General features: G+C 67.4%; 16 protein-coding genes. 11 read left to right on the top strand and 5 right to left on the bottom strand.

Going from position 1 to position 15,975, the window contains the following annotated elements; translation table 11 throughout:
* Window positions 1-68 precede the first annotated feature (68 nt).
* From clpP to H8F26_RS03505, 4 genes are all read left to right on the top strand, one after another.
* Window positions 69-773 carry an ATP-dependent Clp endopeptidase proteolytic subunit ClpP gene (clpP, locus tag H8F26_RS03520; RefSeq protein ID WP_370594732.1) on the top strand — a complete coding sequence of 235 codons (705 nt, stop codon included), beginning with the start codon at window positions 69-71 and terminating at the stop codon, window positions 771-773.
* Between the two features lie 118 nt (window positions 774-891).
* Entirely contained in the window at window positions 892-2,250 is a 1,359-nt protein-coding gene (gene clpX, locus H8F26_RS03515; RefSeq protein ID WP_197157503.1) for an ATP-dependent protease ATP-binding subunit ClpX, read from the top strand.
* A 14-nt stretch (window positions 2,251-2,264) separates the two neighbouring features.
* On the top strand, window positions 2,265-2,945 hold the full coding sequence (locus tag H8F26_RS03510) for a lecithin retinol acyltransferase family protein (protein ID WP_197157501.1): 681 nt from the start codon (window positions 2,265-2,267) through the stop codon (window positions 2,943-2,945).
* Between the two features lie 88 nt (window positions 2,946-3,033).
* Entirely contained in the window at window positions 3,034-5,004 is a 1,971-nt protein-coding gene (locus H8F26_RS03505) for a DNA polymerase III subunit gamma/tau (protein WP_197157500.1), read from the top strand.
* A gap of 51 nt (window positions 5,005-5,055) precedes the next feature.
* On the opposite strand, the gene H8F26_RS03500 is transcribed toward H8F26_RS03505, so the two are convergent.
* Together H8F26_RS03500 and H8F26_RS03495 are read right to left on the bottom strand one after the other, a co-directional pair.
* Window positions 5,056-6,444 (bottom strand): glycosyltransferase family 2 protein, encoded by a 1,389-nt coding sequence (locus tag H8F26_RS03500; RefSeq protein WP_197157498.1) that lies wholly within the window; start codon window positions 6,442-6,444, stop codon window positions 5,056-5,058.
* Between the two features lie 24 nt (window positions 6,445-6,468).
* The gene (locus H8F26_RS03495; RefSeq protein WP_197157496.1) at window positions 6,469-7,989 is read right to left on the bottom strand and encodes a SpoIID/LytB domain-containing protein; all 1,521 of its coding nucleotides are present in this window, start codon (window positions 7,987-7,989) and stop codon (window positions 6,469-6,471) included.
* 231 nt (window positions 7,990-8,220) lie between these two features.
* Here H8F26_RS03495 and rpmI point away from each other — a divergent pair, with 231 nt between their 5' ends.
* Genes rpmI through H8F26_RS03480 form a run of 3 tightly spaced genes read left to right on the top strand, consistent with a single transcriptional unit; the run spans window position 8,221 to window position 9,393 of the window.
* A complete protein-coding gene (gene rpmI, locus H8F26_RS03490; RefSeq protein ID WP_197157494.1) occupies window positions 8,221-8,418 on the top strand; it encodes a 50S ribosomal protein L35 in 198 nt (65 codons plus the stop codon).
* Between the two features lie 55 nt (window positions 8,419-8,473).
* The gene (gene rplT / locus H8F26_RS03485; protein ID WP_197157492.1) at window positions 8,474-8,821 is read left to right on the top strand and encodes a 50S ribosomal protein L20; all 348 of its coding nucleotides are present in this window, start codon (window positions 8,474-8,476) and stop codon (window positions 8,819-8,821) included.
* Window positions 8,822-8,838: 17 nt separating this feature from the next.
* Window positions 8,839-9,393: a tetratricopeptide repeat protein gene (locus H8F26_RS03480; protein ID WP_197157490.1), complete on the top strand. Its 555-nt coding sequence runs from the start codon at window positions 8,839-8,841 to the stop codon at window positions 9,391-9,393.
* 169 nt (window positions 9,394-9,562) lie between these two features.
* Here H8F26_RS03480 and H8F26_RS03475 read toward each other — a convergent pair whose 3' ends face one another.
* Window positions 9,563-10,126, bottom strand: a complete 564-nt coding sequence (locus H8F26_RS03475) for a hypothetical protein (RefSeq protein WP_197157488.1) — start codon at window positions 10,124-10,126, stop codon at window positions 9,563-9,565.
* 164 nt (window positions 10,127-10,290) lie between these two features.
* On the opposite strand from H8F26_RS03475, the gene H8F26_RS03470 reads away from it, so the two are divergent.
* The 4 genes from H8F26_RS03470 (at window position 10,291) to H8F26_RS03455 (ending at window position 13,774) form a co-directional block, all read left to right on the top strand.
* Window positions 10,291-11,037: a thiazole synthase gene (locus tag H8F26_RS03470; protein WP_231598244.1), complete on the top strand. Its 747-nt coding sequence runs from the start codon at window positions 10,291-10,293 to the stop codon at window positions 11,035-11,037.
* A gap of 121 nt (window positions 11,038-11,158) precedes the next feature.
* Window positions 11,159-11,326: a photosystem II assembly protein Psb34 gene (psb34, locus tag H8F26_RS03465; protein ID WP_197157487.1), complete on the top strand. Its 168-nt coding sequence runs from the start codon at window positions 11,159-11,161 to the stop codon at window positions 11,324-11,326.
* A gap of 92 nt (window positions 11,327-11,418) precedes the next feature.
* Window positions 11,419-12,621, top strand: coding sequence for an NAD-dependent epimerase/dehydratase family protein (locus H8F26_RS03460; RefSeq protein ID WP_197157485.1), 1,203 nt, complete (start codon window positions 11,419-11,421; stop codon window positions 12,619-12,621).
* Window positions 12,622-12,625: 4 nt separating this feature from the next.
* Window positions 12,626-13,774: a glycosyltransferase family 1 protein gene (locus H8F26_RS03455; RefSeq protein WP_197158949.1), complete on the top strand. Its 1,149-nt coding sequence runs from the start codon at window positions 12,626-12,628 to the stop codon at window positions 13,772-13,774.
* Window positions 13,775-13,796: 22 nt separating this feature from the next.
* On the opposite strand, the gene mrdA is transcribed toward H8F26_RS03455, so the two are convergent.
* Window positions 13,797-15,557, bottom strand: a complete 1,761-nt coding sequence (mrdA, locus tag H8F26_RS03450) for a penicillin-binding protein 2 (RefSeq protein WP_197157483.1) — start codon at window positions 15,555-15,557, stop codon at window positions 13,797-13,799.
* Window positions 15,558-15,560: 3 nt separating this feature from the next.
* On the bottom strand, window positions 15,561-15,929 hold the full coding sequence (locus H8F26_RS03445) for a hypothetical protein (RefSeq protein ID WP_197157481.1): 369 nt from the start codon (window positions 15,927-15,929) through the stop codon (window positions 15,561-15,563).
* Window positions 15,930-15,975 lie beyond the last annotated feature (46 nt).

Genomic DNA, 15,975 nt, shown 5'->3' with positions numbered 1-15,975 from the left:
CCCCATAGATTGACCGACCAGTCCGACAGCCCGGCAGCCACCGCGTGATCGACGCCCCTCTCAGCACCCTGCGCCCCCACCCGGTTCAAAACCGCTGGCAGGGGGAGCCTCCCTGGAACGGCCTGCCCACCGCCAGCGCGGTTGGTTCGCCGATGGCCAACCCCGGCGTGCTCCCCACGGTGGTGGAGCAGTCTGGCCGGGGCGAGCGGGCCTTCGACATCTATTCGCGCCTGCTGCGGGAGCGGATCATCTTCATGGGCACCGGCATCGACGACGCCGTCGCCGATGCCCTGGTGGCGCAGCTGCTCTTCCTCGAAGCGGAAGACCCCGAGAAGGACATCCAGATCTACATCAATTCTCCGGGGGGATCGGTCACGGCGGGGCTGGCCATCTACGACACCATGCAGCAGGTCGCTCCTGACGTGGTGACCATCTGCTACGGCCTCGCCGCCAGCATGGGCGCCTTCCTGCTTTCCGGCGGCACCAAGGGCAAGCGCCTGGCCCTGCCCAATGCGCGGATCATGATCCACCAGCCCCTCGGCGGTGCCCAGGGCCAGGCGGTGGATATCGAGATCCAGGCCCGCGAGATCCTCTTCCTCAAGGACACGCTCAACGGTCTGATGGCCGACCACACCGGCCAACCCCTGGCAAAGATCGCCGAAGACACCGACCGCGACTACTTCCTTTCTCCAGCGGAAGCGGTTGAATACGGTCTGATCGACAGGGTCGTCGAGGAGGGATCGGCCACCACCGGACAACCGGTACCGGTCTGATCCCTACCGGTTTGATCCTTAAGGACTGCCCTTCAAGGGCGATTTGCGTTGATCCTGGAGATTCGGGGTCACCCTGCCAGCCCCGGCACCCAACCCTGACCCGAACGCCCCCTGCGCGATGGCCAAGTTCGATGCTCACCTGAAGTGCTCGTTCTGCGGCAAGTCGCAGGAACAGGTGCGCAAGCTGATTGCAGGCCCAGGCGTCTACATCTGTGACGAGTGCATCGATCTCTGCAACGAGATTCTCGATGAGGAGCTTGTCGACGCGCCGGCGGGTGGTGCCAGCCGCAGCAGCCCGGAGAGCGGCCGCAAAAGCGTGGCCAAGAAGGCTCCCAAGCCGGCGCCGACCCTGGCTTCGATCCCCAAGCCCCAGCAGATCAAGACCTTTCTCGACCAGCAGGTGGTCGGCCAGGACGACGCCAAGAAGGTGCTCTCGGTCGCCGTGTACAACCACTACAAGCGCCTGGCCTGGCAGGGCGATGGCCAGGGAGAGACCGACCGCACCGCCACCCGGCTGCACAAGTCCAACATCCTGCTGATCGGCCCCACCGGCTGCGGCAAGACCCTGTTGGCCCAGACCCTGGCCGAGCTGCTGGATGTGCCCTTCGCCGTGGCGGACGCCACCACCCTCACCGAAGCGGGCTATGTGGGCGAGGACGTGGAGAACATCCTGCTGCGCCTGCTGCAGAAGGCCGACATGGATGTGGAGGTGGCCCAGCGGGGGATCATCTACATCGATGAGATCGACAAGATCTCCCGCAAGAGCGAGAACCCCTCGATCACCCGCGACGTCTCCGGTGAAGGCGTTCAGCAGGCGCTGCTGAAGATGCTGGAGGGCACGGTCGCCAACGTGCCACCCCAGGGGGGCCGTAAGCACCCCTATCAGGACTGCATCCAGATCGACACCAGCCAGATTCTGTTCATCTGCGGCGGCGCCTTCGTGGGCCTCGAAGATGTGGTGCAGCGGCGCATGGGCCGCAATGCGATCGGCTTCCTGCAGGCTGACGGACGGACCCGCCCTCGCGGCAAGGACCATCAGGCCGCCCAGGTGCTGCGGCATCTGGAGCCGGACGATCTGGTGCGTTACGGCCTGATCCCCGAATTCATCGGCCGCCTGCCGGTGAGTGCCGTGCTCGAACCGCTCGATACCCGCGCCCTTGAGGCGATCCTCACCGAGCCGCGCGATGCCCTGGTCAAGCAGTTCCAGACCCTGCTGAGCATGGATGACGTGCACCTGGAGTTCGAACCGGATGCGATTGAGGCGATCGCCATTGAGGCGCACCGCCGCAAGACCGGTGCCCGTGCCCTGCGCGGCATTGTGGAAGAGCTGATGCTGGAGTTGATGTACGACCTGCCCTCCCGCCAGGACGTGAAGACTTTCACGATCAGCCGGAATCTGGTGGAGCAGCGCAGCCTGGCCAAGGTGGTGCCCTATCCCAGCAACCTCGACCGGGAGCAGAACGACAAGACCGCCTGACGGGGTAGCCGGCGATGGCGGCAGCCGATCATCTTGAAGTTCCCCGCCAGCACGGTCTGTTCCATCACCACGGCATCGACCTCGGCGATGGCACGGTGGCCCACTACCTGGAGGGAAGGGCCATCCTGCGCAGCCCCCTGGAGGAGTTCAGCCGCGGCCAGCCGGTGAGTCTGGTGACCTATCCACCGCAGGCCTGCTCCCCGTCTGGGGTGACCCTGCGGCGCGCCATGAGCCGGCTGGGGGAGCAGAACTACAACCTGCTGTTCAACAACTGCGAGCACTTCGCCCACTGGTGCAAGACCGGGCGCCATCGCAGCGGCCAGGTGGAGGACTGGCTCCAGACCGGCAGCCGCGGCCTCCAGGCCTTCGGGCAGGTGGTGCCGGCAGCCCTGATCGGTGCCGTGCGCCTGCTGCTGAGCCAGGGTCTCAACCTCGATGCCCGGCAACTCGAGCAGGGGCGCGCCCTGGCCCTCAGAAGCCTCGAGCAGCTCGATGGGCTACGGCTCAACCTGCAGCGGAGGCTGGAGACCGAGCTGGCCAGGGCCGAGGAACGCTGGGGCCAGGGCAGTGGCGCCGGCAACGACCAGTTCGCGGCCCTGCGTCTGGCTGCCCAGAAGCTGGCCGATCAGCTCAGCGAGGTCGAGGAGCTGGAAGGGCGTCTGGAGCGGCTGCTGGAACAGGGGGGCGGCCAGTAGCCTCGGATCTCCGGCCGCGTCATCCGGACGGCACGACGCAGCGAGCGGTGATGCAGCGATCAGGGATGCAGCGATCCATGAACCCGCCATGAGCCAGGCGTACCAGCCGCTGCACCACAAGTACCGGCCCCAGCGCTTCGACCAGCTGGTGGGTCAGGAGGCGATCGCCGCCACCCTGGGCAATGCCCTGCGCACCGGGCGGATCGCGCCGGCCTACCTGTTCAGCGGACCGCGTGGCACCGGCAAGACCTCCAGCGCCCGCATCCTGGCCCGCTCGCTCAACTGCATTGCCCATGCGGGGCCCACACCCGAGCCCTGCGGCGTCTGCGAGCTGTGCGTCTCGATCGCCGCGGGCAATGCTCTGGATGTGATCGAGATCGACGCCGCCTCCAACACCGGTGTCGACAACATCCGCGAGCTGATCGAACGCTCCCGCTTCGCCCCGGTGCAGGCCCGCTGGAAGGTCTACGTGGTGGACGAGTGCCACATGCTCTCCACCGCAGCCTTCAACGCCCTGCTCAAAACCCTCGAGGAGCCGCCGCCACGGGTGGTGTTCGTGCTCGCCACCACTGACCCCCAGCGGGTGCTGCCCACGATCCTGAGCCGCTGCCAGCGCTTCGATTTCCGCCGCATCCCCCTGGAGGCCCTCGAGCAGCACCTGCGCTGGATTGCCGAGCAGGAGTCGATCGGCATCACCCCCGAAGCGCTGCATGTGGTGTGCCAGCGGGCTCAGGGGGGATTGCGGGATGCGGAAAGCCTGCTCGATCAGCTCAGCCTGCTGCCCCCACCGATCGAGGCCGGTGCGGTCTGGGAGCTGCTGGGGGCCGTGCCCGAACAGGAGCTGCTGGAGCTGGCCGGTGCCATGGCGACATCGGAGCCGCTGGGGGTGATCGATGCCAGCCGCCAGTTGCTGGAACGGGGCCGCGAACCGGGGGCGGTGCTGCAGGGACTGGCCGGCCTGCTGCGTGATCTGGTGCTGGCCGGCGTGGCGCCGGAACGGCTCGAACTCACCAGTTTCTCGCCCCAGTTCCGGCCCCGGCTCCCAGAGCTGGCGCGGCAGATCGGCAAGGCCCGCCTGCTGCAGTGGCAGGCGCAACTGCGCGGCAGCGAACAGCAACTGCGCCAGAGCGTGCAGCCGCGGCTGTGGCTGGAAGTGCTGCTGCTGGGTCTGCTGGCGGAGCCCACCATCACCGCCGCCGCAGTGCCCCCAAGGCCGGCCGTGGCCACGGCGACCGCGACGGGCACGGGCGCGGGCACGGGCACGGGCACAGTCGCAGGGAGCCGCACGGGATCAGCCAAACCAGCCTCCACCTCCGAGCGCCCGACCCACCCCACGGACCAGCCAGTCGCCAGCCCGACACCGGCACCCGCGGCAGCAGCCACTCCACCCCAGCCGATCGACACCACGACCGCCTTGCCGGAACTCTGGCAACAGATCCTGGCGGGGCTGGAACTGCCGTCGACCCGCATGCTGCTCTCCCAGCAGGCCCAGCTGGTGCGCCTCGACGGGCAACGAGCCGTGGTGCGGGTGGCCAGCACCTGGATCGCGATGGTCCAGAGCCGCCTGCCGCTGCTGGAGCGTGCGATCACGTCCGTTGTGGGCAGTCCGCGCCAACTGGTGCTGGAAAGCAGTGATCAGGGTCCGGCGGCCGGCGCCGAAACCAACCCGGCGGCCGCCGCTCCTTCACCGGCCCAGTCCTTCCACACCAGCGGCCGCTCCGTTCCGGGCCCATCCGCTGCCAGCGTGTCAGCAGCGCCTCGTCCCGAGGCGCTGCAAGTAAGGCCTGCGGCTCAGCCGGTTCGAGAGCCAGCTGGCTCACTGGCCCCTGATCCACAGCCGCAGGCCGCCAGCCCGGTGCCTCAGCCAACCTCACCCTCCCAACAAGCAGCGACTCCGACGCCACCCCACACTGATCCTGGTGCTGGCCGACTGGATGAGAAGGCACGGCGACTGGCCGACTTCTTCCAGGGGGAAGTGGTGGAGTTGGACGCCCCCCTCGAGAGGGAGGAACCCTCGGTTGAACGTCTGGCGACAAGCCCCTCTGAGTTGACAACCTGAGCTGCGCTCCGAGGTTGCTCGCGTCGGGTTCAAGGCCGCGCTGGAGGTGCTCTAACTGCTGACGGCCTCTTCGACACTGGCGTCATCGCCGAGGTGCAGGGTCTTGACCCAGACCAGGCGCTTCGGCAGCACAGCCATGCGCAGGGTCACCCAGGGGATCACCACGAACCAGTGCACCAGATAGAGGATGCCCAGACCCATGGCCAGCGGACCCATGGCCGGCAGGGCAGGCCCCTCGCTGGGACGCCGGCAGCCGCTCACGATCGCCAGGCCGGAGAGACCGAGGGCCACGATCGAGAGCGGCCAGATCGTGGGCAGGGTGCGGGTGATCAGAGCGCCGGCCAGATCCGCGATCGAGACCACCGGCAGCATGTACTGCAGGAGGAAGAAGCAGGTCAGATCAAGTTTCTGGCTGAAACGGAGCGGCCCGAACACCAGGCCCTGGCCGTAGTCGAAGAAGCGTTGCAGGCCCCCTTCCGCCCACCGCTGCCGCTGGCGCCAGAGGGCGGCGAGGCTGAGCACCGCCTCCTCCTCCACCGGCGGATCCCAGAACACGCCGATCGGCTGGTTGGCCAGCAGCAAGCGGAAGCTGAGATCGAGGTCGTCGGTCACCGTGGCCTCGTTGAAGCCGCCGCAGGCCTGCACGGCTTCGCGCAGCAACAGCTGGCCGTTGCCGCGCAGCTCGGGCACACCGCCCACCGACAGGCGCCCCTCCTGGATCACCGCATCGAGTGCCATCTCCATGGCCTGGGCGCGGGTGAGCAGGTTGACAGGGCCATTCACCACCGCCTTGCGCAGCTGCACCGCCGACCAGCCACCGGCCTCGGCGGCGGGAATGACCCTCTCGAGCAGGTCAGGCTGCAGGCCGGCATCGGCATCGAGCACCAGCATCCAGCGGCCCCGCAGCTGGGTCATCACCTCGTTGAGGGCGCCCGATTTGCCCCCACCCGCATCGCGGGGGCGCCGCAGCACCCGCAACAGCGGCGTGGTCTGCTCCAGCTCCCGTAGCAGCTCGGGAGTGGCATCGTCGCTGCCGTCGTCGATCACCCAGAGCCGCAACTGGCCCTCCGGATAGCGCAGCTGCCGGATCCGATCCACCAGACGACCGATGACGGCCTGCTCGTCGCGGGCGGCCACCACAAGATCCACTGCCGGCAGATCGATGGCTGGCAAGTCCCCCGCAGACGCGTCCACACTGCGGCGAGCCTGACGCAGAGCCTGGAGCAGCACCGTGCGCAGGCTGTAACCGCCCAGCAGCACCGCCAGGCTGAGCGCAGGCAGAAGGCTGCGCTCAGCTGCCAGCCAGTGGGGTGCGAGCCCGGCCCAGGTGCAGCCCAACAGGAACAGTGCCGATTTGGCGCGGCGATCTCTGCCAGTGCTGGCAATGCCAACGCCGGCATTGGCACTGTCGCTGGCAGTGGCGCTGTCGCCGGCAGCCATGGACACCCCGTGAGTGGCCAGACTTTAAGGGTGACGCTCCGGAATCACAGGCGGAGCCTCGGACTGAAGACCCGTCAGCGGCACCAGTGCCGTGCCCGGGTAGTAATGCTGCAGGATCCGCTGCAGGCCCCAGCCACGGCGCGCCAGATCAATGGCGCCGGCCTGGGACAGGCCGGCGCCATGGCCGAAGCCGCCCCCCACGACACGCCACTGGCCCGCCGCCACGGGCCGCACCTCGAACAGGGTGCTGGGCAAGGTGCGCAGGGTGCGGCGGATCGCATCGAGCCGCAGCACTGTGGAGTCGCCACTGCCGACAATCTCCAGGGCCAGCACCCGGCCACTGGGGCCCCGCTCCAGCACCCGCACACTGCGCGGCTCACCGAGCCTTGGGGCCACTCCGCGCAGAGCCGCACTGATCTGGGCGGCGGTCAGCTGGCGCTGCCAGCGGAAGACGGGATGGCTGGCTCCATAGGCGGCCCCTCCCTGGCGCAGCAGCAGGGCAAGGCCCTCCTGCTGAAGAGGCAGCGGCAGTGAGGCCTGCAACGCGGCTGGTCCATCCACGAAAGACTGCAGATACGGGAGAGGCTCTCCACTCCACCCTTCCTCGAAGCCTGCCGCTACCCCACCGTTGGTGGCGTGATAGACGGCATGAATCGGCCGGCCGGCGTAACTGAGCACCTGGTGGCGGGTGCTGGCGATCGCCTGGCGAACCGCCGCGCCGGCCTGGCGTGGATCGCTGTAGACCTGGCACTGGGTGTCAGCACAGAGGTGATAGCCATCCACCCCATAGCGATGCTGGTTGCGCAGCGCCCAGGTGCGCGCCAGCACGGCCTGGGCCGCCAGGGCTGCTGCCGGCGAACCGGCTCCGATTTCATGGGGCACCACGCCCTCGAGATAACGCTCGAGCGGCGCCTCCTCCAGCAGTGACCAGCTGCCGTAGGCATCGGGTTGCAGGCGGAAGGGACCGCCGTACACGCCGTTCTGCCAGCGCAGCCCACCAGGCGCCTCGATCCGGATCGGCTCCTGAAGTGGCCGTGCACCGTCGGCCGGCCGCAGCTCCGGTACCCAGCGACCCGGCAGCCGGCGTTCCTGCAGCCGGGGCTGCAACCCCAGGGGTGGCAGGGCGGAGGCGGGTGCCCACACCTCCCAGTCGCCCGGGTGCGCGATCACGGCTGCCACACCAAGCTGGCGCCACTGGTCAGCAGCCTGCTCGGCACTCTCGAAACTGGCGAACGGCCCGAGCACCTGGCGCCGCCAGATCCGGGGCTGGGCCAGGGGCTGCCAGCGCCAGTGCACCAGCAGATCGGCCCCCTGGACTCTGTGGCCGGCCGCATCGGTGAGGATGAGGCCACCGCGGGCGCTGCGCAGCCGCAGCGGCGGTGGCACCGGGCCAGCAGCCTGGCTTGCGGGGGCGAGCCGGGCGGCCAGGGCCACCCAGAGACGCGGATCCCGTGGATCGGGTTTTGGCGGCGGTGGCACGGGCCAGTGCAGTTCCGACTCCATGGCCACAGCCCCCGGCGGGGGTGGAGCCGCCGGGACCGCCATGGTGGGACCTGCTGCCGGGGTTGATGCGGATGAGGCGTGATCGGTGGGAAGCGAGGCCCGGCAGCCCCCTCCAGCCAGCATCAGGGGCACCAGTGCACTGACCGCGAGACCCCGCAACGGCGGTGAAGAAGAGGCAAGGAGACGGGGGGCTGCAGCCATGGATGAGTTGGGTTGCTTGGCGAATGGGAGGTTCGCGTCGTACTTTGCTTGTTTGCGTCCGCGCCGCGAGACATGCCGAAGCTCAAGACCCGCAAAGCTGCCGCCAAGCGGTTCAAGGTCACCGGCAGCGGCAAATTCATGCGCCGGCGCGCCTTCCACAACCACCTGCTCGATCACAAGAGCCCGAAGCGGAAGCGTTATCTCGGCACGATGGCCGTGGTGGATGAGCGCGACGCCGAAAACGTGGCCCGCATGATGCCTTACGCCTGAGCCAACTGCGCTCGGCTCGCCTGATTCCTGATCCTTTTCAACCCGATTCCTCCCCATGGCCCGCGTCAAGAGGGGCAACGTAGCCCGCAAACGTCGCAATAAGATTCTTCGCCTGGCCCGGGGTTTCCGCGGCGGTAACGGCTCGTTGTTCCGCACCGCCAACCAGCGGGTGATGAAGGCCCTCTGTAACGCCTATCGGGATCGCCGTCGCCGCAAGCGTGATTTCCGTCGTCTCTGGATCGCCCGCATCAACGCCGCCGCCCGCATCAACGGCCTCAGCTACAGCCGCTTGATGGGTGGTCTCAAGAAGGCAGACGTGCGTCTCAACCGCAAGATGCTGGCCCAGCTTGCTGTGGTCGATCCCAGCAGCTTCTCCAGCGTCGCCAGCGCCGTCAAGGCCTGACGGCGGCGGTCGGCCCGATGGATCTTCTTCTGCCTCAGGCTTACCTGCTCGGTCTGGTGGTGCTGCTCGGAGGTGCCGCTGTCGTGGTGACCCGCCAGATCCTGCGGGTCCGGCGGGATGAGTCAACCCTGGCCCGGCTTGAGGGTGCGGGAGTCGAACAGGATGCTGCCAATCTGTACGAGCTTGGCTCCGTGCAGCTGCGCAAACGGCTCTATGGCCAGGCGGTTGACACCCTGAAGCGGGCCCTCAAACAGGTGGATGGCGAACAATCCCCCGGTGAGGCCAGGGCTCTGATTGCCAACGCGATCGGCTTCGGCCTGGCTGCTCAGGGACAGTACAAATCCGCGATTCGTCATTACGAATCTGCTCTGCGTGCCAAGCCGGATTATCCGGTGGCACTCAACAATGTCGCTTTTGCCCTCGAGAAGCAGCAGAAACTCGAGGAAGCCTGCGAGGCCTACAAGCAGGCCCTCACTCTCGATCCCTCCAACAAGACGGCCCTGCGCCGGTTGAAGCGACTGGAGCGCAGTCAATCAGCTCTCAAGACCAGCGTTCCCAATCCAGAAACCTGAAGCTGTCACTCCCTCAGTGCAGCCGTCGGGACTGCTCATCTGTCTGCGGCCACAGAATCCAGGCGCTGCCCACAGAGTCCAGTCACCGAAGTACTCGCCCAGGGGTCGACGAGGCCACGGCCACCCCATCAGCAGGGCAGCCTGGGCCTGCGCTCTCGACTTCAGTCAGTCACCAGAGTCCGCGGATCGGCGTCCTTACGGCGGCAGGGGCTGCAGGCATGGAAACGTTGTTCACGGCAGGCTGCAGCTCTAAGCGACCTCCCATGCCGGTGAGGCGGGGGGCGTTCCATCCACTCAGCTGAAGACCCTGCAGCCCCTGGAACTCGCCACCGGCCTCCAGGCCGGCAACGTCGCATTTGCTGCAGAGCAGCAACAGATCAATCTGATCAGACTTGGCATTGAGATTCCCCTGCACAGGCCAGGTGACGGAGCCCACGGTGATCTGGCCACGCAGGTCGACCATCTGGCCGATGGCGGTGGTGGAGGCCAGGCGCAGATCCACGGAAACCGGAGCACCGCCGAAGGGCTGGTAGCTCCCGACCCAGTCCCGCGGCATCTGCTGGGCCATCACAAGGGCCCGGGCGATCGGATCAAAGGTCTCCACCGGCTCAAACACACCCAGGACCGGGGAGGACCCATAGGGCGCGGGCGTGGTGAAGGGAACGAAGTCGTTCCGGGGCGGGGCCGGCGTCGCCGTGAGAGGCATGGCGGCCAGCAACAGGGCGAGCGGCATGGAATGGGGTGGATCGTGTGGTCCAAGGCTATAGGCGGGAACCCCCTCGCGATACGGTCGATGGACCAGCTCGCCTGTTTGATCCGGCCGTGTCCCAGCCTGAGCCCAGTAACCCTCCGGCCGATGCCCTGGTGATCGGCGGGCGCACGTTCCGCAGCCGCCTGATGACCGGCACCGGCAAATATCCCAGCCTGGCGGTGATGCAGGCCAGCCTCGAAGCCAGCGCCTGCGACATCGTGACCGTCGCCGTGCGCCGGGTGCAGAGCGTGGCTGCCGGCCATGAGGGGCTGATGCAGGCGATCGACTGGCAACGCCTCTGGATGCTGCCCAACACCGCCGGCTGCGCCACCGCAGACGAGGCGGTGCGGGTGGCCCGTCTGGGCCGCGAACTGGCCAAGCTGGCCGGCCAGGAAGACAACAATTTCGTGAAGCTGGAGGTGATTCCAGACCCGAAACATCTGCTGCCAGACCCGATCGGCACCCTGGAGGCCGCCGAGCAGCTGGTCAGAGAGGGCTTCACCGTGCTCCCCTACATCAATGCCGATCCTCTGCTGGCCAGGCGGCTGGAGGAGGCCGGTTGCGCCACGGTGATGCCACTCGGGTCACCGATCGGTTCCGGCCAGGGCATCCGCAACGCTGCCAACATCGCCCTGATCATCGAGAACTCCGGCGTTCCGGTGGTGGTGGATGCCGGCATCGGAGTTCCCAGCGAAGCCGCCCAGGCCATGGAGATGGGGGCGGATGCCCTGCTGGTCAACAGTGCCATCGCCCTGGCAGGGAATCCAGCGGCGATGGCGAGGGCCATGGCCATGGCCTGTGAGGCTGGCCGGGTTGCCCATGCCGCCGGCCGGCTGCCGGTGCGGCCGGACGCAAGGGCCAGCTCACCACTGCAGGGCCGGGTGGGCAGCTGATGCCTCGACTCGCACCGACTCCAGGTGCCCCGGGGTCAAGAGCCGTGAAGTTCCATAGAGGAAGCGAAGATCCTCCCGTCGCGGTCCATAGGGTGAGTGCTCTTACCTACTCGAGGGCGTCATGCAGGTCACGGAAGAAGACGGTGGGCGACTCAACGCCTTCGCCAAGGAGCCGCGGATGGAGGTGATGGAAGCGGGGGAGGGCACCAGCCGCAGCTCCATGGCCCTGATCGTGGGTGGCAGCGTTCTGGTGCTGTTGCTGGTCGCAGTCGCGGTGGGCATCAGCTGATCCGTCACCACGGACCGGCGAGTCGGGATCCGGGCCGGATGCCTGTAGTAGCTTGCCATCCGGAGCACGTGCTCGTTCAGCAGGAGTCTGGCGTGAAGGTTTTCGTTCTCGGTGGCGACGGCTTCTGCGGTTGGCCCTGTGCGGTGAACCTGGCTGACGCCGGCCACGATGTGGTGATCATCGACAACCTCAGCCGCCGCAAGATCGACATCGATCTCGAGGTGGAGTCGCTGACGCCGATCGCGACGATCGGCGACCGCCTCAAGGCCTGGCAGCAGGTGGGCGGCAAGGCGATGCGGTTCGTCCACCTCGATATCGCCCACGAGTACACCCGGCTTCTGGATCTGCTGCGTGACGAGCGGCCGGCGGCGGTGGTGCACTTCGCCGAGCAGCGCGCCGCTCCTTATTCGATGAAGAGCAGCGCTACCAAGCGCTACACGGTCGACAACAACGTCAACGGCACCCACAACCTGCTGGCCGCCATCGTTGAGAGCGGCCTCGACATCCACATCGTGCACCTGGGCACGATGGGCGTGTACGGCTATGGATCCCACCGCGGTGCCACCATCCCCGAGGGTTACCTCACGGTGGAGGTGCCCCAGCCCGATGGCAGCCGCTTCACCGAGAAGATCCTGCACCCTGCCAGCCCCGGCAGTGTGTACCACATGACCAAGACGCTGGATCAGCTGCTCTTTCTCTACTACAATAAAAACGATCAGATCCGCATCACCGATCTGCACCAGGGCATCGTCTGGGGAACCAATACGACCCTCACGGAAAAGGATCCGCGCCTCACCAACCGCTTCGATTACGACGGCGACTACGGCACGGTGCTGAACCGTTTCCTGATGCAGGCAGCGATCGGCTACCCCCTCACCGTGCACGGCACCGGCGGCCAGACCCGCGCCTTCATCCACATCCGCGACTCGGTGCGCTGCGTGCAGCTGGCCCTGGAGAACCCCCCTCAGGTGGGCGAGAAGGTGAAGATCTTCAACCAGATGACCGAGAGCCACCAGGTGGGCGAGCTGGCTCGCAAAGTGTCAGCGCTCACCGGGGCGGAGATCAACTACCTGCCCAATCCCCGCAATGAGGCGGTGGAGAACGACCTGATCGTCGACAACCGCTGCTTCATCGAACTGGGCCTCAAGCCCACCACCCTCGACGATGGCCTGCTGGCGGAAGTGGTGGATGTGGCGCGCCGCTGGGCGGATCGCTGCGATCGCAGCCGCATTCCCTGCGTGTCCGCCTGGACCCACAAGCAGGCTGAGGCCATCCACAGCGTGCCGGTTGCCTGATCCCTTGAAGATCGCCTTCTTCACCGAAACCTTCCTGCCCAAGGTGGACGGGATTGTCACCCGCCTCACCAAGACCGTCGAGCACCTGGTCGCGGCCGGCGACCAGGTGGTGATCTTCTGTCCGGAGGGAGCACCGGAGTCCTACAGGGGAGCCCAGGTGGTGGGGGTGCCGGCGATGCCGTTGCCGCTTTACCCGGAGCTGAAGCTGGCCCTGCCGCGGCCAGCCGTGTCGGAGGCCCTGGAGAGCTTTGCGCCCGATCTGGTGCATGTGGTGAACCCAGCCGTGCTGGGGCTGGGCGGCATCTGGCTCGCCAAGACCCGGGATATCCCCCTGGTGGCGAGCTACCACACCCATCTGCCCAAATACCTCGAGCACTACGGCATGGGCATGCTCGAGCCCTTGCTCTGGGAGCTGCTCAAGGCGGCCCACAACCAGGCCCGTCTCAATCTCTGCACCTCCTCGGCCATGGTGGAGGAACTGAGCGAGAAGGGGATCCAGTCCACCGCCCTGTGGCAGCGGGGTGTGGATACGGACCTGTTCCGTCCCGCGCTGCGCAGCCCGGCGATGCGGCTCCGGCTGCTGGATGGCCGAAGCGATACTGGCCAGCTTCTGCTCTACATCGGCCGCCTCTCGGCCGAGAAACAGATCGAGCGCATCAAGCCGGTGCTGGAGGCTCTGCCCGACGCACGCCTGGCGCTGGTGGGGGATGGCCCCTACCGCAGCCAGCTGGAGCGGATCTTTGCCGGCACCCCCACCAGTTTCGTCGGCTACCTGGCTGGGGAAGAGCTGGCCTCTGCCTATGCCAGCGGCGATGCCTTCCTGTTCCCCTCGAGCACCGAAACCCTGGGACTGGTGCTGCTTGAGGCCATGGCCGCCGGCTGTCCGGTGGTGGGCGCCAACCGCGGCGGCATTCCCGACATCGTGACCGACGGTGAGAATGGCTGCCTCTATGAACCGGAGGGCGCCGACGGGGGAGCCGCCAGCCTCACCGCCGCGGTGCAACGCCTTCTCGGCGATGCAAGCCGACTGGAACAGCTGCGCCGCAACGCTCGCCAGGAGGCGGAGCGCTGGGGATGGGCCGGTGCCACTGCCCAGCTGCGGGCGTACTACCGCCAGGTGCTCGGACATCCGCAGCTGCAGCTGGTGGCCTGAGTTTCAGGAGTTCTGGTGAGACTCAGCTCTTGCGGCCGGTTGGCTGGGGAGCCGAACCCTTGAACCAGGTGGTCATCAGCGCCTTCACCATCGGAGCCGCCACAGTTCCGCCATAACCACCGCTGTTCTGTCCAAAGGCAATGATCACCAAGGTGGGCTTGTCGGCGGGGGCATAGCCACCGAACCAGGCATGGTCAGGACGGGGGGGATCTTCACCGGTGCCGGTCTTCCCGGCCACCGGAGGCAGGGAAGGGTCATTGAGGAGCGTGGCGGTGCCACTGGTCACCACATCGCGCAGCCCCTGCCGCAGCACCCGCAGGGTGTCGGGCCGCAGGCCGATCCAGGTGCGTGGTGTGGAGCGCTCCACCAGGTGGGGCGTCACCAGCCAGCCGCCATTGGCCACCGCCGCATAGAGCCGTGCCATCTGGATCGGCGTCACCGTCACCGCCCCCTGGCCAATCGCGGAGGTGATCGTGTCCACGGGGGTCCAGGGTTCGCCCAGCACCTCCTTCTTCCAGGCCTGGTCCCCCAGCAGGCCCGGGGTATCTTCTTCGATTAATTCCACGCCGCTGAGACTGCCGAAGCCCATGCGGCGGGCCGCCTTGAACAGCTCATCGGGTCCCACCTTGAGGCCCACCTGGTAGTAAAAACTGTTACTGCTCACTGCCAGGGCAAAGGGAAACCCGATCGCCCCGAAGGCGCCATGGTCGGCGTAACACTGCCCGTAGTAGCAGAACGAGTTCATCGTGGGCACCTTGGAGGCCGCGGTGTACTTACCCGATTCGATCCCGGCGATCGTGGTGACGGTCTTGAAGGTGCTGGCCGGGGGAAATCCCTGGAAGGCCCGGTTCAGCAGTGGCGCCTCCGGACGGTTGAGCGCATTCCACTGGGCCGTGGTGGGCCCATCCGAAAACACGTTGGGATCAAAGGTGGGCCGGCTGGCCAGGGCACGGATGGCGCCGGTCTGAGGATCCATCGCCACGATCGCCCCCTTGCGCACGCCGTCCAGGGCCCGTTCGGCGGCGCGTTGGAGGTCGAGATCCAGGGTGAGGCGCAAGTCCTTGCCTGCCTTGGCGGGCTTGTCTCCGAGCACGCGCTGCACCTGACCGGCGGCGTTCACCTCCAGCTGCTGGCCACCCCATTCGCCGCGAAGGTGCGACTCATACACCTTCTCGACACCGCTGCGGCCGATGCGGTCGCGGATGCGGTATCCCTCGCTGCGCAGCCGGTCGTATTCCTCGCCGGTGATGCCGCTGGTGTAACCCAGCACATGGGCCGCCAGGCTGCCATTGGGATAACTGCGCAGCACGTCAACGTCCACCTCGGCGCCGCGCAGCCGGTCAGCCTGTTCGCGGAAGCGCAGCACCTGCTGGGGGGTGAGCGGACCGGCCAGCTCGATGCGGTAGCCCTCCGGGTTGGCGCCACTGCGCCGATTCTCATCGAGCTCAGCGGCGCCAACACCCATCACCTGCACCAGCTGATCGCGCAGCGCCGGCCACCGGTCATCGTCCACCTCCCGTGGCTGGATGTAGAGGTTGTAGGTGAGGCGGTTGGTGGCCAGGACGCGGCCATGGCGATCCAGCAACCGACCCCGCATCGGGCTGCGGGGCATCAGGCGGATGCGGTTTTCATCAGCCATCTCGCGGAATTCGGGGCCGTGGAGCAGCTGCAGCCACGCCAGCCGGGCCCCCATGGCGCTGCAGCAGGCCAGCACGAGCAGCAGCAGCCAGAGGGGCTGCTGGCCCATGCCGGAATGGCGTACTGAAGCCGGACCCATCGCCATCGATCAGGAGGCCGAGTCGTCAATCCTCTGCTCCAGCAGCCGCAATCGCCCGGAGATCCGCTCCAGGGTGCGGGCCAGAGCTGCATCATCCACCGCCGTGGCCGCCGATGGCTCGGTCGGCACATCCCGCACCTCCACCTTCATCACCGGATTGCCGAGGCCAGGCTGGACGCGGTCGAGACCCTCACGCACCTGGCTGGCCACCGGCTCCCCCTCTTCGCGCAGCTGGCCAAGCGGGTCATTGGTGTCGTTGAAGGCGGCCATCACCTCAGCCGGACCGCCCTTGCGGGCCCGCTCCACCACGGCCAGGCCAACCGGCAGCACGTCCTGCATCAGGGTCAGCCGCAGCGCGTCGAAGGGATCGGCAGCCATTGCGGGTGCGGACAGAGGGCACATGCCACAGTCTGCCCCGCAAGCT

Source organism: Synechococcus sp. CBW1006, from assembly GCF_015840525.1.
In the GTDB taxonomy this organism is placed as follows: domain Bacteria; phylum Cyanobacteriota; class Cyanobacteriia; order PCC-6307; family Cyanobiaceae; genus CBW1002.
The sequence above is the reverse complement of the archived record's forward strand: the minus strand, read 5'-3'. Positions and strand labels throughout refer to the sequence as shown.

Excerpts from the sequence above, each read along its gene's own strand:
- clpX (WP_197157503.1), top strand. The coding sequence starts at position 892 with ATGGCCAAGTTCGATGCTCACCTGAAGTGCTCGTTCTGCGGCAAGTCG.
- H8F26_RS03510 (WP_197157501.1), top strand. The coding sequence starts at position 2,265 with ATGGCGGCAGCCGATCATCTTGAAGTTCCCCGCCAGCACGGTCTGTTC.
- H8F26_RS03505 (WP_197157500.1), top strand. The coding sequence starts at position 3,034 with ATGAGCCAGGCGTACCAGCCGCTGCACCACAAGTACCGGCCCCAGCGC.
- H8F26_RS03500 (WP_197157498.1), bottom strand. The coding sequence starts at position 6,444 with ATGGCTGCCGGCGACAGCGCCACTGCCAGCGACAGTGCCAATGCCGGC.
- H8F26_RS03495 (WP_197157496.1), bottom strand. The coding sequence starts at position 7,989 with ATGGCGGTCCCGGCGGCTCCACCCCCGCCGGGGGCTGTGGCCATGGAG.
- rpmI (WP_197157494.1), top strand. The coding sequence starts at position 8,221 with ATGCCGAAGCTCAAGACCCGCAAAGCTGCCGCCAAGCGGTTCAAGGTC.
- rplT (WP_197157492.1), top strand. The coding sequence starts at position 8,474 with ATGGCCCGCGTCAAGAGGGGCAACGTAGCCCGCAAACGTCGCAATAAG.
- H8F26_RS03480 (WP_197157490.1), top strand. The coding sequence starts at position 8,839 with ATGGATCTTCTTCTGCCTCAGGCTTACCTGCTCGGTCTGGTGGTGCTG.
- H8F26_RS03475 (WP_197157488.1), bottom strand. The coding sequence starts at position 10,126 with ATGCCGCTCGCCCTGTTGCTGGCCGCCATGCCTCTCACGGCGACGCCG.
- H8F26_RS03470 (WP_231598244.1), top strand. The coding sequence starts at position 10,291 with ATGACCGGCACCGGCAAATATCCCAGCCTGGCGGTGATGCAGGCCAGC.
- psb34 (WP_197157487.1), top strand. The coding sequence starts at position 11,159 with ATGCAGGTCACGGAAGAAGACGGTGGGCGACTCAACGCCTTCGCCAAG.
- mrdA (WP_197157483.1), bottom strand. The coding sequence starts at position 15,557 with ATGGCGATGGGTCCGGCTTCAGTACGCCATTCCGGCATGGGCCAGCAG.
- H8F26_RS03445 (WP_197157481.1), bottom strand. The coding sequence starts at position 15,929 with ATGGCTGCCGATCCCTTCGACGCGCTGCGGCTGACCCTGATGCAGGAC.